The sequence below is a fragment of the Burkholderia sp. AU33545 genome, from assembly GCF_020419685.1.
GTDB classification, from domain to species: domain Bacteria; phylum Pseudomonadota; class Gammaproteobacteria; order Burkholderiales; family Burkholderiaceae; genus Burkholderia; species Burkholderia diffusa.
The window spans coordinates 406,782-429,773 of the sequence record NZ_JAIZRQ010000005.1; the positions used below are offsets into that span (position 1 = coordinate 406,782).

18 protein-coding genes and 2 tRNA genes are annotated in these 22,992 nt (G+C 66.6%); 11 read left to right on the forward strand and 9 right to left on the reverse strand.

Features of this window, described 5'->3' with window-relative positions; translation table 11 throughout:
* Window positions 1-479 precede the first annotated feature (479 nt).
* Window positions 480-770: a hypothetical protein gene (locus tag LGM71_RS19380; protein WP_174908890.1), complete on the forward strand. Its 291-nt coding sequence runs from the start codon at window positions 480-482 to the stop codon at window positions 768-770.
* Window positions 771-884: 114 nt separating this feature from the next.
* On the opposite strand, the gene LGM71_RS19385 is transcribed toward LGM71_RS19380, so the two are convergent.
* The 4 genes from LGM71_RS19385 to LGM71_RS19400 all read right to left on the reverse strand — a co-directional run bounded on the left by LGM71_RS19385 (window position 885) and on the right by LGM71_RS19400 (window position 4,613).
* Window positions 885-1,115 carry a hypothetical protein gene (locus LGM71_RS19385; protein ID WP_124622527.1) on the reverse strand — a complete coding sequence of 77 codons (231 nt, stop codon included), beginning with the start codon at window positions 1,113-1,115 and terminating at the stop codon, window positions 885-887.
* A 97-nt stretch (window positions 1,116-1,212) separates the two neighbouring features.
* Window positions 1,213-2,322, reverse strand: coding sequence for a class II histone deacetylase (locus tag LGM71_RS19390; RefSeq protein WP_226115964.1), 1,110 nt, complete (start codon window positions 2,320-2,322; stop codon window positions 1,213-1,215).
* Between the two features lie 16 nt (window positions 2,323-2,338).
* Complete coding sequence (locus LGM71_RS19395) at window positions 2,339-3,547, reverse strand: MFS transporter (protein WP_226115966.1); 1,209 nt, start codon at window positions 3,545-3,547, stop codon at window positions 2,339-2,341.
* A 22-nt stretch (window positions 3,548-3,569) separates the two neighbouring features.
* Window positions 3,570-4,613 (reverse strand): porin, encoded by a 1,044-nt coding sequence (locus LGM71_RS19400; RefSeq protein ID WP_226115968.1) that lies wholly within the window; start codon window positions 4,611-4,613, stop codon window positions 3,570-3,572.
* A 302-nt stretch (window positions 4,614-4,915) separates the two neighbouring features.
* Here LGM71_RS19400 and LGM71_RS19405 point away from each other — a divergent pair, with 302 nt between their 5' ends.
* Window positions 4,916-6,061, forward strand: coding sequence for a helix-turn-helix transcriptional regulator (locus LGM71_RS19405; protein ID WP_226115970.1), 1,146 nt, complete (start codon window positions 4,916-4,918; stop codon window positions 6,059-6,061).
* Window positions 6,062-6,162: 101 nt separating this feature from the next.
* Window positions 6,163-7,161: a 2-dehydropantoate 2-reductase gene (locus LGM71_RS19410; RefSeq protein ID WP_226115972.1), complete on the forward strand. Its 999-nt coding sequence runs from the start codon at window positions 6,163-6,165 to the stop codon at window positions 7,159-7,161.
* 257 nt (window positions 7,162-7,418) lie between these two features.
* On the opposite strand, the gene LGM71_RS19415 is transcribed toward LGM71_RS19410, so the two are convergent.
* Both LGM71_RS19415 and LGM71_RS19420 read right to left on the reverse strand, forming a co-directional pair.
* Complete coding sequence (locus LGM71_RS19415; RefSeq protein ID WP_174908762.1) at window positions 7,419-7,868, reverse strand: MarR family winged helix-turn-helix transcriptional regulator; 450 nt, start codon at window positions 7,866-7,868, stop codon at window positions 7,419-7,421.
* A gap of 62 nt (window positions 7,869-7,930) precedes the next feature.
* Window positions 7,931-9,076, reverse strand: coding sequence for a glycerate kinase (locus tag LGM71_RS19420; protein ID WP_226115974.1), 1,146 nt, complete (start codon window positions 9,074-9,076; stop codon window positions 7,931-7,933).
* Between the two features lie 387 nt (window positions 9,077-9,463).
* Between LGM71_RS19420 and tig the strand changes: the two genes are divergently transcribed.
* From tig to LGM71_RS19455, 7 genes are all read left to right on the forward strand, one after another.
* The gene (gene tig / locus LGM71_RS19425; protein WP_124622543.1) at window positions 9,464-10,810 is read left to right on the forward strand and encodes a trigger factor; all 1,347 of its coding nucleotides are present in this window, start codon (window positions 9,464-9,466) and stop codon (window positions 10,808-10,810) included.
* Between the two features lie 140 nt (window positions 10,811-10,950).
* Window positions 10,951-11,604 carry an ATP-dependent Clp endopeptidase proteolytic subunit ClpP gene (gene clpP, locus LGM71_RS19430; protein WP_006496351.1) on the forward strand — a complete coding sequence of 218 codons (654 nt, stop codon included), beginning with the start codon at window positions 10,951-10,953 and terminating at the stop codon, window positions 11,602-11,604.
* Between the two features lie 164 nt (window positions 11,605-11,768).
* Window positions 11,769-13,040 carry an ATP-dependent Clp protease ATP-binding subunit ClpX gene (clpX, locus tag LGM71_RS19435; protein WP_006754177.1) on the forward strand — a complete coding sequence of 424 codons (1,272 nt, stop codon included), beginning with the start codon at window positions 11,769-11,771 and terminating at the stop codon, window positions 13,038-13,040.
* A 197-nt stretch (window positions 13,041-13,237) separates the two neighbouring features.
* Window positions 13,238-15,661, forward strand: coding sequence for an endopeptidase La (gene lon, locus LGM71_RS19440; RefSeq protein WP_059604136.1), 2,424 nt, complete (start codon window positions 13,238-13,240; stop codon window positions 15,659-15,661).
* Between the two features lie 209 nt (window positions 15,662-15,870).
* A tRNA-Val gene (locus tag LGM71_RS19445) sits at window positions 15,871-15,946 on the forward strand.
* A gap of 23 nt (window positions 15,947-15,969) precedes the next feature.
* Window positions 15,970-16,046, forward strand: a tRNA-Asp gene (locus LGM71_RS19450).
* Window positions 16,047-16,183: 137 nt separating this feature from the next.
* The gene (locus tag LGM71_RS19455) at window positions 16,184-18,118 is read left to right on the forward strand and encodes a SurA N-terminal domain-containing protein (protein WP_226115976.1); all 1,935 of its coding nucleotides are present in this window, start codon (window positions 16,184-16,186) and stop codon (window positions 18,116-18,118) included.
* Between the two features lie 112 nt (window positions 18,119-18,230).
* On the opposite strand, the gene LGM71_RS19460 is transcribed toward LGM71_RS19455, so the two are convergent.
* Window positions 18,231-18,905 (reverse strand): arylesterase, encoded by a 675-nt coding sequence (locus tag LGM71_RS19460; RefSeq protein WP_226115978.1) that lies wholly within the window; start codon window positions 18,903-18,905, stop codon window positions 18,231-18,233.
* On the opposite strand from LGM71_RS19460, the gene LGM71_RS19465 reads away from it, so the two are divergent.
* Entirely contained in the window at window positions 18,904-19,605 is a 702-nt protein-coding gene (locus LGM71_RS19465) for an ABC transporter ATP-binding protein (RefSeq protein ID WP_226115980.1), read from the forward strand. The two genes, LGM71_RS19460 and LGM71_RS19465, sit on opposite strands and share 2 nt — an antisense overlap.
* 75 nt (window positions 19,606-19,680) lie before the next feature.
* On the opposite strand, the gene pgi is transcribed toward LGM71_RS19465, so the two are convergent.
* Both pgi and LGM71_RS19475 read right to left on the reverse strand, forming a co-directional pair.
* Window positions 19,681-21,303, reverse strand: coding sequence for a glucose-6-phosphate isomerase (pgi, locus tag LGM71_RS19470; RefSeq protein ID WP_226115982.1), 1,623 nt, complete (start codon window positions 21,301-21,303; stop codon window positions 19,681-19,683).
* A 111-nt stretch (window positions 21,304-21,414) separates the two neighbouring features.
* The gene (locus tag LGM71_RS19475) at window positions 21,415-22,959 is read right to left on the reverse strand and encodes an NAD(P)H-hydrate dehydratase (protein ID WP_226115984.1); all 1,545 of its coding nucleotides are present in this window, start codon (window positions 22,957-22,959) and stop codon (window positions 21,415-21,417) included.
* Window positions 22,960-22,992 lie beyond the last annotated feature (33 nt).

The following is a 22,992-nucleotide window of genomic DNA, read 5'->3' on the forward strand; positions in this document are numbered from 1 at the left end:
GGCCGTCGCGTTGCGTGCTACCAGAGGACCGGGGTCGTCACCTCCGCCGCATGCGGCACATGCGAGCAGTACAGCGACGGCCAACGAAAAACGAAATGCCCCAACGAAGTTCTTTGTCATGACGATCTCCTTGCGCGATGATGGAATCCGCCGATTTGTTGTGTCGCAACAACGAAAAACCGGCAGGAATTGCACAAGGGGGCATATGCGGGGGCATCCGAAAAATACGAACTCGTGAGATGCCTTTAGTAGAAAGGCAGAGCGCCTTTAATGTGGTTCTGGCCTCACGCACCACGAAGTCGAACGTGCCCCGCTAAGGGCCGTTCCGAGAAAGCGCTGCCGGTCGGCTGACCGGCAGCGCTTTTTTGTTGGTGCGGCGCTGCATGGAGCGCACACGCTTTCGCAGGCACGGAAATCCGGCTGCGCATATTATGAGCAACGCCATTCATTCACGTGGGTTGTCCAACCGGGGACCATCGATGCCCAACACCGCACGCATGCTGATTTCCGTTCTTCCCCTGACGCTGGCAATACCGGCGTTTGCTGCCACGCCTGCCGACAACGTCGCATGGAGCGCACGGCCCGTGCAGGCGATCGCGCCGTCCCCGGAGTGCATGGCCTACTCGGGGCGGCCCATCTCGAGCGGTGAGCCGACGACGACGGAAGCCGTCCTGAAATCGGTCGGCACGGTGCTGGTGGGTTCCGCGCTGAGCGCCATCCACGGCTATCAGGGGCCGATCGCGAATCCGTGCGCACACGCGGGCCTGTGAACGGTTCCAGGCCGAACGGAGAGGCTTGCTGCCCGTCGCAGATACCTGCCTGCATCTGATAAAAGAAAGCGCCGCGCGTCCACCGACCGCGGCGCTTTGTCGTTTCGAGCGTGCCTAGTCCCAGAAACTCCGCACCGCGACCGCCACGATCACCGGCACCGAGAACACCAGCGGAATCGCGAAATACTGCGCTTCGCGATCGACGATCCAGCTATAGATCAACCACGCCGCGCCGATCGCGAACGTGATGAGGCCGACCAGCACGGCGGCGATATTCAGTGCGAGCTTCGACGGCTGGCGGCGCGGTTTGTCGTTGGTGTCGGGATCGCGCGAAGACGAATTCATCTGAAGAGGGGGCCGGACCTGGCAGGTGTAAAGACACAGGAAACCCTATCCGTACCGATCGCGCAAGGGCCGGCCCCGCATCGTTGGTGAGCGCGCGTTACAAGCCGAACGACACGGCAAGTTCGTCGAGCAGTTCGCGCTGGAACATGACGAACCGCTCGCCCGGCTGCTGCGCGATCGCGAGATCGAGCATCGGATCGGCGACATCGGTGCGGATGCCGGCCAGCTCCTCGACGATCGCGAGTCCGCAGAACGGCACGTACGCCTCCGAATAGCCGCCCTCGTGGACGATCACGAGCCGTCCGCCGCAGTGGCGCTGCGCCGCCTCCTTCACCGAGCGCGTCAAGTACCGGTAACTTTCTGTATGCAATTGCATGCGCGCGAGCGGATCGACCGCGTTCGCGTCGAGGCCGCTCGCGACGACGATCAGATCCGGCCGGAACCGCTCCAGCGCCGGCAGCACGATCCGCTCGAACGCATGGCGATACGCGTCGTCGCCGCTACCCGCGAGCAACGGCACGTTCAGGTTCGCGCCGACGCCCGCGCCTGCGCCGCGCTCGTCGCCGCCGCTGTAGCCGGGCGGAAAGCAGCGGTCCTGATGCAGGGAGATCGTCAGCGTGTCCGGATCGTCGTAGTAGATCGACTGCGTGCCGTTGCCGTGATGCACGTCCCAGTCGATCACCGCGACGCGGTCGATGCCATGCTTCGCGCGTGCGGCCTCGATCGCGATCGGGATGTTCGCGAGCAGGCAGAAGCCCATCGGGCGGTCGCGCAGGCAGTGATGGCCGGGCGGCCGCGACAGCGAGAACGCGTTGGCCGCCCGCTCGGCGACGACGGTGTCGACCGCCGCGATCGCGAGACCCGCCGACAGTGCGGCGATCTCGTAGCTACCCTTGCCGAACGGCGCGAGATCGCCGAGGTCGCCGCCGTTCGCATCGCTGAGCGCGCGGAACGCGTCGAGATAGCTTGCCGGATGGATGCGCATCAGATCGCCGGTGGTGGCCGGCGCGGCACCGCGCATGTCGAGGTGGTCGGCCAGGCCCGAAGCCTGCACGAGCGACAGGAGGCGTCGCTTCGAATCGGGCGACTCCGCGTAGCCGGCGCTCGACGGCGGCTGGACCCAGCCGCCGACCGGGAAGAACAGCGCGTGCGTGCCGCCGGTGTGCCAGAAGGTGCGTTCGTCGGTGAAGAAGGCAGTGCGATTCATGGATGGTTTTGACCTGTCACGGTTGGGAGGAAGCGGAAGTCCGCGCGCGCCGATCGATATGGCGCAGCGCGGCAAACGACGCGATCGCGACGGCCGTCGCGGCCGCGAACAGCACGTGCATCGTGCCGCCCGCGTCGAGCAAAAGGCCGGCGAGGAGCGGGCCGGCCGCGAGGCCCGCGCCGATCACGAAATTGAGCGTCGCGACGAGCCGCCCGGACGTATCGATCTGCGCGACAGTCGCGAGAATGAACGGCAGTACGAATGTCCACGCAAACTTGAACGCGAAGATCGCGGCGCTGTAGCCGCCCACGTGCGGCAGCGCGGCGAGTGCGATGAGCGACGCCGCGAGCAGCGCGTAACCGGCGGCGAGCATCGTGCGCCGCGCAAGCCGGCCGCCCGCGCACGATGCGAGCGCCGCGCCGGCAATCCCCATCACGCTCGCGATCGCGAGCACGTTGCCGATCGACCGCGGGTCGAGTCCGGCCTCCGCCGCCGCGCGGCTCGCGAACGTCCACACGCTGCCGATCGCGAGATAGAAGCTCAGTACCGCACCGATCGCGAGCACGACGAAGCGCCGTGACGCATCCGTCGACGCGCCGCGCGCGGCCCGGCCCGACGCGGTCCGCGCACCGAGCGTCGCCGGAAAGCCGCGCGACAGCGGTGCGGCAAGCAGCGCGAGCGCGGCCAGCGCGACGTACAGCGCGCGCAGCCCGAACGCGGCGAACACGTGCGGCAGCACGAACAGGCCGATCGCGCCGGCGATCAACTGGCCGACGACCCACAGCCCGTACACGCGATCGCTGTTCTCGCTCGTGGCCGCGCTGGTCATGCAGAGCACCATCAGCGAGCCGCCGCCGAGCGCGGTGACGGCTCGCAGCGCGAGCAGCGCGACGAAGCCGGGCATCCACAACGCGGTCAGGAGATTGCCCGCGCCGAACAGCGCGATCGCGCACGCAGCGACGCGGCGCGCATCGACGCGGCCGAGCCACAGGTACGACGGCAGGGTCGCGAGGCTGAACGTGCCGAGTTCGACGAAGAAGTAGGTGCCGATCTGCGACGCGGACAGCCCGAGCTGCGCCGCGAGCTGACCGGCGACGGCCGGCGCGACGAGCAGCAGCAGCGGCGTGATGGCCGCGAACACGACGAGTGCGACGAGCGTCGAGCGCGCGAAAGGGGACGCGCGGCCGTCGGACGGCAGCGCGGCATCGGAGCAAAGTGTTTTCATGGCGGGATCTCGCTGGACGGAATCAGAACAGGTGATACATGCCGACCATCGCGCCGAACTGCGATGCGCCGGCGAGCGGTGTCGGGTCGTATTCGTAGACGGTCTGCGAACTCTGGCCGCTGTTGCGCGCATAACCGAGGTTCACGTAGGCGACGGTGCGTTTCGACAGCGCGTAGGTGGTGCTCGCGATGAACAGCGTCGGGTGGCCGATCGCCGGCGTGTGCGAATCGGTGTGATAGACGCCCGCGTTCAGCCCAATTCCACCCGACGTCAGATAACGGGCGCCGCCCCAGACGATCGTGCGCGCCGCATCGAGGTCGCCGGTCAGGCGTTCGATGCCCGCGTAGAGCGTGAGCGGCAGCGTCGCGAACGCGTAACGCGCGGCGAGCGTGCCGAGTTCGCGGCGGCGCGCGGAGGCGTCGTCCGCGGCCGACGCGTCGCCGTGCGCCTGATGCAGCACCGCGCTGATCGACAGCCCGTTGCTGGCGTACTGACCGCCGAGCTCGAGCACGCGTCCTGCGCGCGTATTGCCCGCGACGCCGGCGGTGGCGACGAGGGCCTCGACATCGAAGCCGGTGAACGTCGGAGACTGGTACTTGATCGAGTGGTCGATGAAGTTCGCCGTCATCGGCACGAGCACGCCCTGGCCGCTGTACGACGCGTACCACAGCGGGTCGTAGAACAGCGTCTTGTCGAACAGCACGCTGAACTGCCGGCCGAGCGTCACGGTGCCGACGGGCCCCGCGATGCCGACGTACGCGCCGCGGAAGAACGCGTAGCCCGGCACGGTCGAGGTGCCGTCGTTGATGTTGAGGCCCTGTTCGAGCTTGAACAGGGCGCGCCAGCCGCCGCCGAGATCCTCGGTGCCCTTCAGCCCGACCTGCGACGGCAGGATGCCGTAGTTCTGCAACTGCACGGCCGCGTGCCGTCCGTCGGCATGCGTCAGGTACTGCACGCCGGCGTCGAGCGCGCCATACAGCGTGAGGGTCGATTGCGCGTGCGCGGCAAGGCTGCACGCGGCGAGCGCCGCGGCGGTCGCCGTGCGGATGAAGCGGGATGTCATCACGTGGGGTTCTCCATACCTTCCTGCATCGTTTGTTGTTGGCGTTGTCGCGACGCAGTGTCGGCAGCGGGAAAGCCGCTGAACAGTCGTGCAGATGAACGGTGAGGAAAACCCGCGGTGCACGGGGTGGACGTGCCGCGACACCGCGACGCGGCGTGCTGCGCAGCAGCAACGGGCGGCGCACCGTTCAAATGGATGGGATTGCGGCGTGTTCCGGCGGCGGAGCCCGCCAAAAATGCCGGTCGCTATAATCGGCCGGTCTGCGTTGCGTGCATCAGCGGCCCGATCGGGCAGGGGAGCGGAAGGTGAGGATCACCACGGATATCGGACAGGATCCCGATGCGCTGCGCGACGTGCCGGCCGCGATCGTGCTCGACGAATTCGCATGGCCGCCGCTGCCGTCCCGCCGCGCCGATTTCGACGGCGTGACGCGCGGCGACGCGGCGCGACGCGAACTCGGCCTGATGCTGCTCGACCTGTATGCGGTCGCCGCGCAGTCGAGCATCGGCGAATTCGAGTGCCGCTTCTTTTCGCTGCTGCAGGGGCTCATCCCGTTCGACGCCGCGTGGACCGGCGTCGCGACGCACACGCCGACCGGCCCCGTGATGCACAACAGTTTCCTGTACCGTCTTCCGCACGCGTTCTTCAGCGACTGGAAACGCGTGCGCGACTGCGATCCGCTCGCGCAACGCACGCTGCTCGGCGCGCACGGTCGCGCGGTGCGGTTGTCGGTCGTCGAGCCCGGATTCGACGCGCGGTTTCGCGACTGGTGCGTGAAGTACGGGCTGGCGCAACTGATGTGCGTGTGTACGCTCGATCGCCGCTTCGGGCTGACGACGTTCATGTCGATCTATCGCCAGGGCCTGAATCGTCCGTTCAGCGACGACGAAGCGAGTCGCTTCGAGGAAGTGATTCCGCATCTGGCGGCCGCGCTGACGATCAATCGCGCGGCGCAGCTCACGCGCGAGCGTGCCGATGCGGTGGCGCCGGCGGCGCGCGCGCTGTGCGACAACTTCGGCGTGCTGCATCACGCTGATCACGGCTTCGACGACGTGCTGCGGACTGAATGGCCGGCGTGGACGGGCCCGCGCGTGCCGGAGCCGCTGGTCGCGCATGTGCGCCGCCAATCGGGCCAGCCGTACATCGGCGACGCGCTGCGCATCCAGTGCGTGCCCATCGCGGGACTGTTCCAGATCGAGGCGCGGCCGCGCTCGCTGCTCGACAGGCTGAGCCCGCGCGAGCTCGCGGCGATTCGCTATTACGGTGCCGGCCGTTCGCACAAGGAGGTCGCGCAGCAGATGGCGATTTCGCCGACGACGGTGCGTCACTATCTGCGCTGCGCGTACCGCAAGCTCGGCATGCACGACAAGAGCCAGATCGCCGGCGTGCTCGGCGCGACCGGCGGCACGACCGACGACGAGCCCGTGGAGGCGGTCATCGCACCGCGCTGAACCGCTCATGCGAACACGGCCGCGCGGATGCTTGCGTAAATGGTTGTATCCGCAACCATTGGGCGCTATGCTCGTCCGCTCCGGGTAGACGGATTTTCATCATGAACGACACGAATTCAGGGTCGGTGCGCGCTGCGGTGGTCGGGGTCGGCGCGATCGGCGGGTTGCTCGCGGCAGCACTGTCGCGGGCCGGCATGACGGTGAGCGCATTCGCGCGCGGCGCGACGCTCGATGCACTGAACGCGCACGGCGTGCGCGTGATCGACGAGGCGGGGACCGAGTCGTCGGTCACGGTGCGCGCGAGCGACGACGCGTCCGCGCTCGGCGTGCAGGACTACGTGGTGATCGCGCTGAAAGCGCAGGCGTTGCCGGCGCTGGCCGCGCGCGTTGCGCCGCTGGTTGGGCCCGGCACGGTGATTGTCGCCGCGATGAACGGGTTGCCGTGGTGGTTCACGCACGGGTTAGCGGGCCCGCTCGACGGCGTGCCGCTCGATGCGGTCGACCCGGCGGGGGCGGTCTCGGCAGCGCTGCCGCCCGCGCAGGCGATCGGCTGCGTCGTGCATCTGTCGTCCAGCACCGACGCGCCGGGTATCGTGCGCCGCGGCCGCGGCAACCGTCTGATCGTCGGCTCGCCCGATCCGCGGCTCGATGCGGCGACCGCGCGATTCGCGGCGGCGCTCGCCGCGGGCGGTTTCGACGTCGAGTCGACCCCGGCGATCTGCACCGAGATCTGGGCAAAACTGTGGGGCAACATGAACATGAACCCGTTGAGCGCGCTGACGGGTTCGACCGCCTCGCAACTGCTCGACGATCCGTTCACGCAGGAACTCGCGTTGCGGATGATGGAGGAGGCGGCCGCGATCGGCGCGAAACTTGGTCTCGATACGGGAATGAGCGGGCCGGAGCGGATTGCCGTGACGCGCAAGCTCGGCGCGTTCAAGACGTCGATGCTGCAGGATTTCGAGGCCGGGCGGGCACTGGAGATCGGACCGATCCTCGGCGTGTTTCCGGAACTGGGACGCAAGCTCGACGTGCCGACGCCGTATTGCGACGCGGTGCTGGGATTGCTGCGTCAGCGGGCGGCGAACAGCGGGCTATAGCGGAGGGGAATCGCGGCGCCGATGCCCGGCACGCGGAGAGGGGGCGAAGCGCCGGGTAGGCGCCCGTTAGCCACGGCTGGGGAAGCCGGGCACGCCGCCCGTGCGCTTGCGCGACTGGAAGGCCCGCAGGATTCATCTGAAATAACGCGGCGGGCGCTGGGGTCTGCTTGAGGCGCATGCGGGGCCGCTGAGGCGATTCCGGTGCATGCCGCACCTTCGCCACGCGGGTGCGGCACCGATTGCCCCCGTATTGCGACTCAGTCGTCGCGTTCGACCGCGTTCGCGACGACCTTGTCGAGCAGTCGCTCGAACGTCTGGCGCTCGCTATCGGACAGGCACGCGAGCAGGCCGTCATTCCACTTGCGCACGATCGGCATGATCTTGCGATGCAGCGCACGGCCGTCGGCGGTCAGCGCGATCAGCACGATCCGGCCGTCTTCCTCGCTCGCACTGCGCTGGAGCAGCCCTTGGCGCAGCAGCGCTTCCGCCGCGCGGCTCGCCTGGCTTTTGTCGAGATTGGTATGTCGGGCGAGATCCATGATCGAAAACGGACCGAAGGCGCCGACGGCGGCGATCACCCGCGCCTCGGGAAGCGAGATGTCCAGCTTGTGCCGGTACACCTCGGCGATCCCGCGGTCGGATCGCTTCGTGAGCGCATGGAGGCGATAGGTCAGAAACTGATCGAGCCCGGCTTGGCGGCCTTTCATGTCGAATCCTGAAGAAAAAGGGCGGGCCCGATTGTTCCTGTATCGCGCGCTCGGGTCAACGGTCAGTGTGCGCCGTACTTCAGCCGTGTCAACTGTTCGGCTTCGTTCGCGAGCAGGTTCGCCGCGTCGCGGATCGCGACGTCGAGCGTGATCGGGCCGGGCGCGGGCGAGAAGCAGCCGGAAAAGTGCTCGGACAGGCGCGGCACCGCGGCCGGGTCGACCGCGCCCGACAGGAGCGACGCGGGCACGCCCGCGGCCCGCGCATGACGGCAGGCGATGAACGGTGCCTTGCCGTGCAGCGTCTGCACGTCGGAGCGGCCTTCGCCGGTAATCAGCCAGTCGGCGCCGGCGAGCGCGGCGTCGAGCCCGATTTGCCGCGCAACGACTTCCGCGCCGGCTTCGAACCGTGCGCCCAGCATGTGCAGCGCGAATCCGAGGCCGCCCGCGGCGCCGGCGCCTGGCAGGTCGCGGGCGCGCCGGTCGAGCGCGGTCTCGAGCAGGTCGGCGAAATGGCCGAGCGCGGTGTCGAGGGTCGCAACCTGCTCGGACGTCACGCCCTTTTGCGGACCGAACACCGCGGTCGCGCCGTGCGCGCCCGTCAGCGGGTTGTCGACGTCGGACATGCCGATGAATTCCGCTTCCTTCAGGCGCGGATCGAGCCCCGACGCGTCGATCCGCGCGATATCGGCGAGCCGCGCCGGGACCGGTTCGACCGGCTGGCCCGCCGCATCGAAGCATTGCAGGCCGAGGCCCGCGAGCAATCCCGCGCCCGCGTCGTTGGTGCTGCTGCCGCCGAGCGCGACGAAGAAGCGGCGCACGCCCTCGTCGAGCAGCATGCGGATCGCTTCGCCCATGCCGCGCGTGCTGCGCGCGTCAACGGGCACGCTCATGCCGATCGCGTCGGTGATCCCGACGACCTCGGCCGTCTCGACGATCGCGGTGTGCGCGTCGATCACGCCGACGGCCGCGTCGCGTGCCGCGAGCGACGCGCCGGCCACCCGCAGCGCGCGCCGCGTGCCGCCGCCCGCCAGCATCGCGTCGAGCGTGCCTTCGCCGCCGTCGGCCATCGGGCAGCAGCGCACGATCGCGTCGGGACGGGCACGGCGGATGCCGGTGGCGATCGCGTCCGCGACCTGCTCGGCGGAAAGCGAGCCTTTGAACGAATCGGGCGCGATGACGACGACAGGCGCGGACGGGTGTTGCGGCATGGTGTCTCCGGAAGGCGTGTTTGATGTGAAGAATGGCGGCCGCGACCGCGGCGCATGCTCAATCGGAGCTTACAGGATGGCGGCCCGGCGGTGGATACGCCGTTCGGCATAGCGGCGATCCGCGCGCATTGCCGTCGACGGAAGCGGACGGCGCGACCGCTCGGCATCGTTGTCGTGCCGTTCTGGCGGTACGAGGAAAATTGTTTGCTAGAATAGTCGATTCTTCCGGCCAAAGCCGTGCTCCGAGCCGCTTGCGCTAGCCATCCGGCGCGTGCAGGGATGGCGTGGCGCTCCGGCGCGGCGTGTGCATGCGATGCACCTCACGCTGCAGGCAGGTACGGCAAGGAAAACCCGATTCGCTCGAATAATTTTAGGACGATTGAAGCCATGGCTAACGTTGTTGAGAACCTCGGCAAGCTTGAACGCCGCGTGACGATTTCCCTGCCGAAGGACACCGTGCAGAAGGAAATCGACGCCCGTATCCAGAAACTCGCGAAGAATGTTCGCATGCCGGGTTTCCGCCCGGGCAAGGTGCCGCTCAAGATGGTCGCACAGCAGTACTCGGGCCAGGTCGAGGCGGAAGTGCTGAGCGACAAGATCGGCCAGGAATTCTTCACGATCAGCCGTGCGGAAAACCTGCGCGTGGCCGGCCAGCCGAGCTTCGAGCCGAAGCAGGAGCAGGCTGAGGATGCATACGCGTTCGACGCGACGTTCGAGGTTTACCCGGAAGTGAAGATCGGCGATCTGGCGACGGCTGAAGTCGAACGCTCGACGACGTCGATCGGCGACGCTGAAATCGACCGCACGCTGGATATCCTGCGCAAGCAGCGCGTGCACTTCCACGCTCGCGGCGAAGCCGGCGAGCACGGTGACGGCGGTGCGGACACCGCAGCGAAGAACGGCGACCGCGTGACGGTCGACTTCGTCGGCAAGATCGACGACGTCGCGTTCCAGGGCGGCACGGCCGAAGACTTCCCGTTCGTGCTCGGCGAAGGCCGCATGCTGCCGGAATTCGAAACGGCGGCGCTGGGCCTGAAGGTCGGCGAACAGCGTACGTTCGATCTGAAGTTCCCGGACGACTACCACGGCAAGGACGTGGCGGGCAAGACGGCGCAATTCACGGTCACGATGAAGAAGATCGAGTGGCCGCACATGCCGGAAATCGACGGCGAATTCGCGAAGTCGCTCGGCATCGAAGACGGCGACCTGACGAAGATGCGCGCCGAAATCAAGGAAAACCTCGAACGCGAAGCGAAGCGTCGCACGCAAGCCATCGTCAAGAACCAGGTGATGGACGCGCTGCTGAAGATTTCCGAACTCGACGTGCCGAAGGCGCTGATCGAGCAGGACCAGCAACGCCTCGTCGAAATGGCTCGCCAGGATCTGGCGCAGCGCGGCGTGCCGAACGCGAAGGACGCACCGATCCCGGCCGAGATGTTCGCCGAGCAGGCAGAGCGTCGCGTGAAGCTGGGCCTCGTGCTGGCCGAGCTCGTGAAGTCGAACGGCCTCGAAGCGAAGCCGGAGCAGATCCGCGCGGAAGTCGACGAGTTCGCGAAGAGCTACGAAGACCCGAAGGAAGTGGTCCGCTGGTATTATTCGAACCAGCAGCGCCTCGCCGAGATGGAAGCGTTCGTCGTTGAAAGCAACGTCGTCGACTTCGTGCTGGGCAAGGCAAAGGTGACGGACAAGGAAGTGAGCTTCGAGGCACTCGCGAGCGCATCGGCGCAAGCGTAAGTGTCGCTCTAGCGGCGTGCCGGCTGTCGGAGCGACGGCCCGCACGCCGTTTCTACGTCAAGCGCACGGTTGCCATTAATATGGCGATTGAGCGGGCGGCTTCCCTCCGTTCAATTTTCCATTCGAACAAGGCTTATTGAATGATCACTCGCGCTGAATTGCTGGACATGCTTGCGTCGAACGCGCCGCAGGGTTTCGAGGCGCAAGCGCTGGGGCTGGTGCCGATCGTCGTCGAAACGAGCGGCCGCGGCGAGCGTTCGTACGATATCTATTCGCGTCTCCTGAAGGAGCGCCTGGTGTTCATGGTCGGCGAAGTGAACGACCAGACCGCCAACCTCGTGGTCGCGCAATTGCTGTTCCTCGAGAGCGAGAATCCCGACAAGGACATCAGCCTCTACATCAACAGCCCGGGCGGCTCGGTATCGGCCGGCATGGCGATCTACGACACGATGCAGTTCATCAAGCCGGACGTGTCGACCCTCTGCATGGGCCTCGCGGCCAGCATGGGCGCGTTCCTGCTCGCGTCGGGCGCGAAGGGCAAGCGTTTCGCGCTGCCGAACTCGCGCGTGATGATTCACCAGCCGCTCGGCGGCGCGCGCGGCCAGGCGTCCGACATCGAGATCCAGGCACGCGAAATCCTCTACCTGAAGGAGCGGCTGAATAACCTGCTCGCGCAGCATACGGGCCAGGACGTCGAGCGCATCGCCCGCGACACCGACCGTGATAACTTCATGTCGAGCGAAGATGCAAAGGCGTACGGGCTGATCGATCAGGTGCTGCTGAAGCGCCCGTGAGCTTAAGTAGGGTGCCGCCCCGATTCGGTCGGTGCCCCCGCAATGTCCCGAGTGCCCTGAGCATCTGCGGCAAGCGCATCCAGCCGGCTCCGGTCGCGCCCTAGGCGCGGCGTCCGGAGCATTCGGCGTATCATGTCATTTACCTGTCCGGAGGCTCTACATTCATGGCGGACAAAAAAGGTTCGAACAGCGAGAAGCTGTTGTATTGTTCGTTTTGCGGCAAGAGCCAGCATGAGGTGAAGAAACTCATCGCGGGCCCGTCGGTATTCATCTGCGATGAATGCATCGACCTCTGCAACGAGATCATTCGCGACGAGGCGGCTGCCGCCGGCGTCGAGGCCAGCCTGTCCCGGTCGGATCTGCCGAGCCCGCAGGAAATTCGCGACATCCTCGATCAGTACGTGATCGGCCAGGAGCGCGCGAAGAAGATCCTCGCGGTGGCCGTCTACAACCACTACAAGCGTCTGAAGCACCTCGACAAGAAGGACGATGTCGAGCTGTCGAAGAGCAACATCCTGCTGATCGGCCCGACGGGCTCCGGCAAGACGCTGCTCGCGCAGACGCTCGCGCGGTTGCTGAACGTGCCGTTCGTGATCGCTGATGCGACGACGCTGACCGAAGCCGGCTACGTCGGCGAGGACGTCGAGAACATCATCCAGAAGCTGTTGCAGAACTGCAACTACGAGGTCGACAAGGCCCAGCGCGGGATCGTCTACATCGACGAAATCGACAAGATCAGCCGCAAGTCGGACAACCCGTCGATCACGCGCGACGTGTCGGGCGAGGGCGTCCAGCAGGCACTGCTGAAGCTCGTCGAGGGCACGATGGCGTCGGTGCCGCCGCAGGGCGGCCGCAAGCACCCGAACCAGGATTTCATCCAGGTCGACACGACCAACATCCTGTTCATCTGCGGCGGCGCGTTCGACGGGCTCGAGAAGGTGATCACCGATCGCACCGAAAAGACGGGCATCGGCTTCGGCGCGACGGTCAAGAGCAAGCAGGAACGCGACGCGGGCGAAGTGCTGCGCGAAACGGAACCGGAAGACCTGATCAAATTCGGTCTGATCCCCGAACTGATCGGCCGTCTGCCGGTGGTCGCGACGCTCGGCAAGCTCGACGAAGCCGCGCTGATGAAGATCCTCGTCGAGCCGAAGAATGCGCTCGTCAAGCAGTATCACAAGCTGTTCGCGATGGAGCGCGTCGAGCTGGAAATCCGGCCGGGCGCGCTGCAGGCAGTCGCACGCAAGGCGATCCGCCGCAAGACCGGCGCGCGCGGTTTGCGTTCGATCATCGAACAGGCATTGCTCGACGTGATGTATGAACTGCCGGCGATGAAAGGGGTCAGCAAGGTCATCATCGACGAGAACGTCATCGATGGCGACGGCAAGCCCCTGCTGATCTATGAGGACACGCCGAAGGTGGCGGGTTCGAACTGACCGGCTTGCCGACGATGTTCTGCGAAAAAGGCCGTTCATGAGACCGTGGGCGGCTTTTTTTCGTTTATCTTGTGGGTAACTCTGACTCGACACGCGGTGGTTACTTTCTTACCGAATATTTCCCGCACTTGAAGGCTTGCAATTCGTTGTGGCGGCCTCAATTACCGAACAATTGATTCCACTCATGGGGAAATGAAATGTCAGGCACCCAACTTCTCCCGCCGGAACGCATTACGCTCCCGCTGCTGCCGCTGCGGGATGTCGTCGTTTTCCCGCACATGGTGATTCCGCTCTTCGTGGGCCGGCCGAAATCGATCAAGGCCCTCGAAGCAGCGATGGAAGGCGGCAAGCACATCATGCTCGTCGCCCAGAAGACCGCGGCCAAGGACGAACCGACCGAAAAGGACATGTACGAGGTCGGTTGTATCGCCAACATCCTGCAGATGCTGAAGCTGCCGGACGGCACCGTGAAGGTGCTCGTCGAGGGCCTGCAGCGTGCGAAGGCGTTGTCGATCGAAGAGCAGGAGACGCAGTTCTCCTGTGAAGTCATGCCGCTCGAGCCCGATCACGCCGACAGCGCGGAAACGGAAGCGCTGCGCCGCGCGATCGTGTCGCAGTTCGACCAGTACGTGAAGCTGAACAAGAAGATCCCGCCGGAAATTCTCACGTCGCTGTCGGGTATCGATGAAGCAGGTCGCCTCGCGGACATGATCGCCGAGCGTCTGCCGCTGAAGCTCGACCAGAAGCAGCACATCCTCGAGATGTTCCCGGTCATCGAGCGCCTCGAGCACCTGCTCGCGCAGCTCGAAGCCGAGATCGACATCCTGCAGGTCGAAAAGCGCATCCGCGGGCGCGTGAAGCGCCAGATGGAAAAGAGCCAGCGCGAGTACTACCTGAACGAACAGGTCAAGGCGATCCAGAAGGAACTGGGCGAAGGCGAAGAGGGTGCGGACCTCGAGGAACTCGAGAAGCGCATCAACGCCGCGCGCATGCCGAAGGAAGCGAAGAAGAAGGCCGATGCCGAGCTCAAGAAGCTGAAGCTGATGTCGCCGATGTCGGCGGAAGCGACCGTCGTGCGCAACTACATCGACACGCTGATCGGTCTGCCGTGGCGCAAGAAGAGCAAGGTCAACAACGACCTGTCGAACGCCGAACAGGTGCTCGACGAGGATCACTTCGGCCTCGAGAAGGTGAAGGAACGCATCCTCGAGTATCTCGCGGTGCAGCAGCGCGTCGACAAGGTGAAGGCACCGATCCTGTGCCTCGTCGGGCCTCCGGGCGTCGGCAAGACCTCGCTCGGCCAGTCGATCGCTCGCGCGACGAACCGCAAGTTCGTCCGGATGGCGCTCGGCGGCGTGCGTGACGAAGCCGAGATTCGCGGCCACCGCCGCACGTACATCGGCTCGATGCCGGGCAAGATCCTGCAGAGCCTGGCGAAAGTCGGCGTGCGCAATCCGCTCTTCCTGCTCGACGAAGTCGACAAGATGGGCATGGATTTCCGCGGCGATCCGTCGTCGGCGCTGCTCGAAGTGCTCGATCCGGAACAGAACCACACGTTCGCCGATCACTACATCGAAGTCGACTTCGACCTGTCGGACGTGATGTTCGTCGCGACGTCGAACTCGCTGAACATCCCGCCGCCGCTGCTCGACCGGATGGAAGTGATTCGTCTGTCGGGTTACACGGAAGACGAGAAGGTCAGCATCGCGCAGCGCTACCTGCTGCCGAAGCAGAAGAAGAACAACGGCCTGAAGGAAGGCGAGATCGAAGTCGCCGAGCAGGCGATCCGCGACATCATCCGCTACTACACGCGCGAAGCCGGTGTGCGTTCGCTCGAGCGGGAAGTGTCGAAGATCTGCCGCAAGGTCGTGAAGATGCTGTTGCTGAAGAAGGCATCGGGCGCGATCAAGGTCGATGGCGAGAACCTCGATACGTTCCTCGGCGTGCGCAAGTACGACTTCGGCCTCGCGGCGAAGGAGAACCAGGTCGGTCAGGTGACGGGCCTCGCGTGGACGGAAGTTGGCGGCGACCTGCTGACGATCGAAGCCGCGGTGATGCCGGGCAAGGGCAACGTGATCCGCACGGGTTCGCTCGGCGACGTGATGAAGGAGTCGGTCGAGGCTGCACGTTCGGTCGTGCGCTCGCGTTCGCGCCGTCTGGGTATCAAGGACGAAGCGTTCGAGAAGCAGGACATCCACATCCACGTGCCGGAAGGCGCGACGCCGAAGGACGGTCCGTCCGCCGGCGGTGCGATGACGACCGCGCTGGTGTCGGTGCTGACGGGGATCCCCGTGCGTGCCGATGTCGCGATGACGGGCGAGATCACGCTGCGTGGCGAAGTGCTGCCGATCGGCGGGCTGAAGGAAAAGCTGCTGGCTGCGCATCGCGGCGGCATCAAGCTCGTGCTGATCCCGGAAGAGAACGTGAAGGATCTCGCGGACATTCCGGACAACGTGAAGAACGCGATCGAGATCGTGCCGGTCCGCTGGATCGACAAGGTGCTCGAACTCGCGCTCGAGCGTACGCCGACCCCGCTGCCGCCGGAAGAAGAGGCGAAGGCTGCGGCACCGGTCGGCGAGGCGGCGACGGATGCCGGCTCGACGGAAGTCGTCAAGCACTGAAAACCTGAGCGCCGTCCCTGACGGTTGTTCACGAAACCCGCGGCGTGTCCGCGGGTTTTTTTATGTGCGTCGGCATCGTGTGTGTTGAGCAGGGGGCGTTAAAATTTTTTGCGCACGGGCTTGGCAAAATGATCGGGGATGAATTAAACTTGCGGGCTCGCTGGTTGTTGATGCCGAAACGCAGATCGCAGCCAGAACGAATCGGAAACGGGTGCTTAGCTCAGCTGGTAGAGCGGCGCCCTTACAAGGCGTAGGTCGGGGGTTCGAACCCCTCAGCACCCACCAGTTTCCTGATTCAGCCAGACCAAGGAGCGGTAGTTCAGTCGGTTAGAATACCGGCCTGTCACGCCGGGGGTCGCGGGTTCGAGTCCCGTCCGCTCCGCCAGAAAATGAAAAAGCCCGCCTCGTGCGGGCTTTTTCATTTGCGTCGTCGGTTGCGCCCGTTCGTTGCGCACCTGCTTTTTTCCCGTGCCACCGCGTATGTTGTAATATCGGACGTTTTGTCCAATTTTCCCGTCACGCATGCTCGATTTCTTCCGTAATCACCAGCGCCTGATGATGGCGCTCCTGCTCCTGATCGTGTTGCCGGGGCTGGGTTTCGTCGGGATCCAAGGTTTCCGCGGCTTCTTCGACGACAGCGCGAACGTCGCGGCGGTCAACGGGCACAAGATCACGCGGGTCGAATTCGACGGCGCGTTCCGCCAGCAGATCGACCAGGCGCGCCAAGCGCTCGGCGGGCAGTTCGACATCAAGGCGTTCGACACGCCCGAACATCGCAAGCAAGTGCTCGACGGCCTGATCCAGCAACGCGTGCTGGCCGACGAGACGCAGCGCCTGCACCTGACCGCATCCGACAACGCCGTGCGCGACGCACTGATGAGCGACCCGATGATCGCGTCGCTGAAGAAACCCGACGGTACGATCGACGTCCAGCGCTACGCGCAACTGTTGTCGTTCCAGGGGATGACGCCCGAGCAGTATCAGGAACGCGTGCGTTACAGCCTCGCGCTGCAGCAGATTCCGGCGAGCATCGTGGCGAGCGCATTCACGCCGAAGGGGCCGGCGCAACGGCTGTCGGAACTGGCGGCGCAGCAGCGCGAAGTGCAGGCGCTCGTGCTGAAGACGAGCGACTACGCGGCGAAGGTGCAGCCGACCGACGCGCAGCTCACGGCGTACTACGACGCGCACAAGCAAGGCTTCGCGACGCCGGAAACCGCGACGATCCAGTATCTCGTCTATTCGCCGGCAGCGGCCGCCGCGAGCGCGCAGCCGACCGATGCCGACATCAAGAAGTTCTACGACGACAACCCGACGCACTTCCGCTCGGAAGCGCAGGTGCGCGTGAGCCACATCTTCATCGCCGCGGCGAGCGACGCAAGCGCGGCCGACAAGGCGGCCGCGAAGGCGAAGGCCGAGCAGCTGCTGGCCGACGTGAAGGCGCATCCGGACCAGTTCGCGCAGATCGCGCAGAAGAGCTCGCAGGACGCGCCGTCGGCGGCGAAGGGCGGCGATCTGGGCTTCATCACGCGAGGCTCGACGGCGGGCGGCAAGGCGTTCGACGATGCCGCGTTCGCGCTCAAGCAGGGCGACGTGAGCGGTATCGTGCAATCGGACCTCGGTTTTCACATCCTGAAGGCGACGGAAGTGAAGCCGTCGGTGGTCAAGCCGTTCGCGGACGTGAAGGACCAGATCGCAGTCGACCTGAAGCAGCAATACGCGGCGAAGGCGTTCTCGGACAACGCGGAAGGCTTCACGTCGACCGTCTATGAAAAGGCGAAGACGCTGCAGCCGGCCGCCGACAAGTACAAGCTGACGATCCAGACGGCCACCGTCATGCCGACGCCGAATCCGCAACTGCCGGCGACGAGCCCGCTGAACAACCCGAAGTTCCTTGCCGCTGTGTTCGCGAACGACTCGGTGAAGAACCAGAACAACACGCAGGCGATCGATGTGGGCAACAACACGCTGATCTCGGCGCGCGTGACCGACTACAAGCCGGCTGCCGTGCCGGCGCTCGACGCGATCAAGGATGCGGTGCGTCAGAAGGTCATCGCCGAGCAGGCCGCGGAACTTGCGAAGAAGGACGGCGCGGCGAAGCTGGCCGAACTGCAGAAGTCGAAGTCGGCCGATGGCTTCACGGCCGCGCAGAAGGTGTCGCGCACGCAGTCGCAGGGCCTGACGCCGGCGGCGCTGAGCGCCGTCTACAAGATCGATGCGAAGACGCTGCCGGCATACGTCGGCGTCGATCTTGGCGCGGACGGCTACGCGATCTATCGCGTGAATGCGGTGATCCCGGGCACGGCCGTCGATCCGCAGCAACTCGCGGCCGCGCAGCAGCAGATGGCGCAGGTCGAAGCGCAAAGCGAAGGCGAGGCGTATCTCGCCGCACTGCGCGACCGCTCGAAGGTAAAGCTCTACGGCACCACGCAGAGCCAGTCGCAGGACGGCGGCAGCTAAGCCGCGATCAAGCGACAACCGAGCGAAGCGCCGTTCACGGTTTCGCGTGCAGCAACAAAAAGCCCCGTTCGAAACGGGGCTTTTTGCTTTCCGGCGGTGGCGCGCCGCGAGGTCAGCCGCGCGGCTTGCCGAGCAGCGGCTTCAGCGCCGGCCAGACGTTGTCGAGCAGGATGCCCTGTGCCTGTTGCGCGGGATGCATCTGGTCCGACTGGAACATCTCCGGCTTGTTCTCGATGCCGGCCAGCAGGAACGGCACGAGCGGTACGCCGAACTCCTTCGACAGGCGCGTGTAGACCGCATGGAATTTCTGCGTGTAGTCGGGCCCGTAGTTGGGCGGCACGTACATGCCGACCAGCACGACCTTCGCGCGCGCTTGCCGCGCATCGGTGATGATGTCGCGCAGGTTCTGTTCGGTCGTCGCGAGCGGCACGCCGCGCAGCGCGTCGTTCGAGCCGAGCTCGACGACGACGATCGACGGCTTCAGCCGTTGCAGCACCGCAGGTAGTCGCGCACGGCCACCGCTCGTGGTGTCGCCGCTGACGCTTGCGTTCGCGACGCTATAATCGATCCGCTCGGTTGCGAGCCGTTGCCGCAGCAACGCAACCCAGCCGGTGTTGCGCGGCAACCCGTATTCGGCCGACAGGCTGTCGCCGAGCACGACGAGCGCGGGCTGGCCCGATGTCGGGGCCGCCGTCGCCGCAGCGCGTGCGGGCACGTTTGCTGCGAGCAGGGTACCCAGCAGCGCGGCGAGCGCCGCGCGTCTTTTCCAGCGGAATGTCGTGTCCATGTTCAAGATTACCGATCCGATCATCGAAGTCCATGACGTGTGCAAGCGGGTCGCCGACGCAACGGGCGAGCTGACGATCCTCGACGGCATCACGTTCGCCGTGCGGCCAGGCAGCAGCCTCGCGATCGTCGGCGCATCTGGGTCGGGCAAGTCGACGCTGCTCGGCCTGCTTGCGGGGTTGGACAGCGCGACGAGCGGCACGGTTCGCCTGCTCGGTCGCGCGCTCGACCAGCTCGACGAGGACGAGCGCGCCGCGCTGCGCAACGGCGCGGTCGGGTTCGTGTTCCAGTCGTTTCAGTTGATGCCGCACCTGACGGCACTCGAGAACGTGATGCTTCCGCTCGAACTGCAGGGCGGCATCAACGCGCGCGACGCGGCCGATCGGGCGCGCGCGTTGCTCGTGCAGGTCGGTCTCGGCGAGCGCACCGCGCATTATCCGAAGCTGCTGTCGGGTGGCGAGCAACAACGCGTCGCGCTTGCGCGCGCGTTCGTCACGCATCCCGCAATCCTGTTCGCCGACGAACCGACCGGCAGTCTCGATGCAGCCACGGGCCACGCCGTCATCGACCTGATGTTCGAACTGAACCGCACGCACGGCGCGACGCTCGTGCTCGTCACGCACGATACCGAGCTCGCGCGGCGCTGCGCGACGACGGTCACAATCGACGCCGGCCGCATCGTCGCGCCGCACGCGGCATAGCGCGAGACCGAATCGCTTGTTGGCCGCACCGGCTGGATCGCCCGGTGCGGCCGGCATGCGTTCGACGTTGTCGCGTCAGCGCTTGAGTGCCGCACGCGCGCGCTCGATCAGCGCGGTCGTCGACGAATCGTGCTTCGCGGGATCGACCGATTCGGCCGACAGGTCGGCTTCGACGACCTTGCCGAGAATCTTGCCGAGCTCGACGCCCCACTGGTCGAACGGATTGATGTCCCACACCGTTGCCTGCACCAGCACCTTGTGCTCGTAGAGCGCGATCAGCGCGCCGAGCGTGCGCGGCGTCAGCGCATCCACCAGCAGCGTCGTCGTCGGGCGGTTGCCGGGGAACGTCAGGTGCGGCGCGAGCGCTTCCTTGCCGGGGCCGGCGACCTCGCGCGCTTCGTCGAGCGTGCGACCGAGCATCAGCGCTTCACTCTGCGCGAAGCAGTTCGCGAGCAGCTTCGGGTGATGGCTCGCGAGCGGATGCTCGGGCGTCAGCACGGCGATGAAGTCGATCGGCACGATCGTCGGGCCCTGGTGCAGCATCTGGAAAAACGCGTGCTGGCCGTTGGTGCCCGGCTCGCCCCACGTGACGGCCGACGTCGGGTAGTCGACGAACGTGCCGTCCAGGCGCGCGGACTTGCCGTTGCTTTCCATTTCGAGCTGCTGCAGGTACGACGGCAGGTAGTGCAGCGCTTCCGAATACGGCGCGACGAGATAGCTCTGCGAGCCGAAGAAGTTGCGGTACCAGATGCCGATCAGGCCGAGCAACACCGGCAGGTTGCGCTCGAGCGGCGCTTCGCGGAAATGGCGGTCCATGTCGTTCGCGCCGGCGAGCAGTTCGTCGAACTGCTCGGGCCCGATCGCGATCATGATCGACAGGCCGACCGCCGACCACAGCGAATAGCGGCCGCCGACCCAGTCCCACATTTCGAACACGTTGTCGGCGGAGATGCCGAACTTCACGACTTCGGCCGGGTTCGCCGACACGCCGACGAAGTGCTTTGCGAGCGCGTCTTCCGGGCAGCCGCGCGCGACGAACCAGTCGCGCAGCGAGCGTGCGTTCGTCATCGTCTCGAGTGTCGTGAAGGTCTTCGACACGATGATCGCGAGCGTTTCCTCAGGATCGACCTGTTCGAGCACGCGCGCGAGATCGGCGCCGTCGACGTTCGACACGAAGTGGGTCGAAATGTCGGGCGTCGCGACATGGTGCAGCGCGTGCGTGACCATCTTCGGTCCGAGATCCGAGCCGCCGATGCCGATGTTGATCACGTGGCGGATGCGCTTGCCGGTATAGCCGGTCCATGCGCCGCTGCGCACGGCGCGTGCGAAGGTCGCCATCTTCGCGCGCTCGGCGCTGACCTGTGCATGGAACGGCGCGTGCGGGTCGGTCGCGCGCAATGCCGTGTGCAGCGCGGCGCGGCCTTCGGTCGGGTTGACGATCTCGCCGGCGAACATCGCGTCGCGGCGCGCCTCGACGCCCGCTTCGCGGGCCAGCTGCACGAGCAGGCGCAACGTGTCGTCGTTGATGCGGTTCTTCGAGAAGTCGGCCGCAAGGCCGCCGCCGGGGATCGTGAAGCGTTCGGCACGGGTCGGCGCGCGGTCGTTTTCCGGCGCGAACCAGTCGCGCAGCCGCGCGTGGCGGATCTGTTCGAAGTGGGATTGAAGGGCAGTCCAGGCGGGGAGCGAATTCAGCGTCATGGCGGTTCGAGTGAAGCGTGAATCGGGAGGAATGCCGCGCCGGCGCATCGGGATCGGAACGCCGGCGGACGAGCGGGCCCGCCGTGCGGCGGGGCACCCAGTATAGCGGCGTTATATGTCGGCGCGTGCCGACGGGTAAAAAAGGCGATTGATCAGCGTACGCACCATCGGCGCGAGTTCGCCCGCGGTGAGGCCGGCCGGACCCGTGCCGTTCGCGGTCAGCGTGTCGGCCGCGAGGCCATGCAGGTATACGCCCGCAAGCGCGGCTTCGTACGGCGCGACGCGCTGCGCGAGCAACGCGCCGATCAGGCCGCCGAGCACGTCGCCGGTGCCGCCGGTGGCGAGCGCTGCATTGCCGGTCGGATTGATCGTCAGGCGGCCGTCGGGCGCCGCAATCACCGTGCCCGAACCCTTCAGCACGACGATGCTCGTGTAGCGCGCGGCCAGCGCCTGGGCCGCGGCCAACCGGTCGTGCTGCACCGTCGCGGTGTCGCTGCCGAGCAGCCGCGCTGCCTCGAGCGGATGCGGTGTCAGCACGCACGCGTTGCCCCGGGTGCCGCGGGCAACAACGGCGGCCGCGAGGTCGGCGTGCGTCGCGATGAGGTTCAGCGCGTCGGCGTCGAGCAGCGTCGCGGCGTCGTGCGCGAGTACGTCGCGCACGAGGGTGGCCGCGGCCTCGCGCGCGCCGAGGCCACAGCCTGCAGCGATCGCGGACATCGCATCGAGGTCGAGGTTGTCCGCGGGATGCAGCATCAGTTCGGGAAACGGCGGGTCGTACGGCGGTGCACCGGCGCCGAGAAAGCCCACATGCACCTTGCCGGCGCCCGCGAACAGCGCGGCACGCGCGGCGAGGATCGGCGCGCCGCACATGCCGGTGTCGCCGCCGAGCACCGCCAGGCTGCCGAACGTGCCCTTGTGCGAAGCGAACGCGCGGGCGGGCAGCGCGGCGGCGAACCGTGCCGGTGCGTTCAGCACGACGGCTGGCGCGGCGGGCGGTGCGACGTCGAGCGACGCGATGTCGATCTCGCCGGCGAGGTCGCGGCCGTCGCCGGTATAGAGGCCGGGCTTCGCGCCGATGAAGGTGAGCGTGTGCGTCGCGGTGACGGCGACGCCGGCGCCGACGATCCGGCCCGTGTCGCTGTCGAGCCCGCTCGGTACGTCGAGCGCGAGCACGCGGCCGCCGCTTCGGGCATGTGTGGCGATACGCGTGGCCTGGGCAGCGAACGGTCCGTCGAGTGCGCGAGCGAGGCCGATGCCGAACAAGCCGTCGACGACCCACGCGTAGTCGTCGAGCGAGGCGGGCGGCTCGGCCGACAGCGGCACGCCGGCCGCACGCGCGAGGCCGAGCGCCCATTGCGCATCGTCCGGCTTGACCGGCACGGGCATCCAGGCCTGCGTCGCGACGCCGAGCTGCTGCAACTGCGCGGCGGCCACCAGCGCGTCGCCGCCGTTGTTGCCGGGGCCGACCGCGAACCAGACCGGGCGGTCGTCGCCGGCCACCCGTTCGGACAGCCAGCGCGCGGCGGCGGCGCCCGCGCGGCCCATCAGCGTGTGCGGCGGCAGTTCGGCGGTCGCGGCGGCCTCGGCCGCGCGCAGGTCGGCGACGCGCAGCAGCGCGAGCGGGGCGGGGTCGGGAAGCGGGCGGGGATTCGTCATCGCGGGGTCATGGCGGCAGGAGGACGCCGCCCC

Excerpts from the sequence above, each read along its gene's own strand:
- LGM71_RS19380 (WP_174908890.1), top strand. The coding sequence starts at position 480 with ATGCCCAACACCGCACGCATGCTGATTTCCGTTCTTCCCCTGACGCTG.
- LGM71_RS19385 (WP_124622527.1), bottom strand. The coding sequence starts at position 1,115 with ATGAATTCGTCTTCGCGCGATCCCGACACCAACGACAAACCGCGCCGC.
- LGM71_RS19390 (WP_226115964.1), bottom strand. The coding sequence starts at position 2,322 with ATGAATCGCACTGCCTTCTTCACCGACGAACGCACCTTCTGGCACACC.
- LGM71_RS19395 (WP_226115966.1), bottom strand. The coding sequence starts at position 3,547 with ATGAAAACACTTTGCTCCGATGCCGCGCTGCCGTCCGACGGCCGCGCG.
- LGM71_RS19410 (WP_226115972.1), top strand. The coding sequence starts at position 6,163 with ATGAACGACACGAATTCAGGGTCGGTGCGCGCTGCGGTGGTCGGGGTC.
- LGM71_RS19415 (WP_174908762.1), bottom strand. The coding sequence starts at position 7,868 with ATGAAAGGCCGCCAAGCCGGGCTCGATCAGTTTCTGACCTATCGCCTC.
- LGM71_RS19420 (WP_226115974.1), bottom strand. The coding sequence starts at position 9,076 with ATGCCGCAACACCCGTCCGCGCCTGTCGTCGTCATCGCGCCCGATTCG.
- tig (WP_124622543.1), top strand. The coding sequence starts at position 9,464 with ATGGCTAACGTTGTTGAGAACCTCGGCAAGCTTGAACGCCGCGTGACG.
- clpP (WP_006496351.1), top strand. The coding sequence starts at position 10,951 with ATGATCACTCGCGCTGAATTGCTGGACATGCTTGCGTCGAACGCGCCG.
- clpX (WP_006754177.1), top strand. The coding sequence starts at position 11,769 with ATGGCGGACAAAAAAGGTTCGAACAGCGAGAAGCTGTTGTATTGTTCG.
- lon (WP_059604136.1), top strand. The coding sequence starts at position 13,238 with ATGTCAGGCACCCAACTTCTCCCGCCGGAACGCATTACGCTCCCGCTG.
- LGM71_RS19455 (WP_226115976.1), top strand. The coding sequence starts at position 16,184 with ATGCTCGATTTCTTCCGTAATCACCAGCGCCTGATGATGGCGCTCCTG.
- LGM71_RS19465 (WP_226115980.1), top strand. The coding sequence starts at position 18,904 with ATGTTCAAGATTACCGATCCGATCATCGAAGTCCATGACGTGTGCAAG.
- LGM71_RS19460 (WP_226115978.1), bottom strand. The coding sequence starts at position 18,905 with ATGGACACGACATTCCGCTGGAAAAGACGCGCGGCGCTCGCCGCGCTG.
- pgi (WP_226115982.1), bottom strand. The coding sequence starts at position 21,303 with ATGACGCTGAATTCGCTCCCCGCCTGGACTGCCCTTCAATCCCACTTC.
- LGM71_RS19475 (WP_226115984.1), bottom strand. The coding sequence starts at position 22,959 with ATGACGAATCCCCGCCCGCTTCCCGACCCCGCCCCGCTCGCGCTGCTG.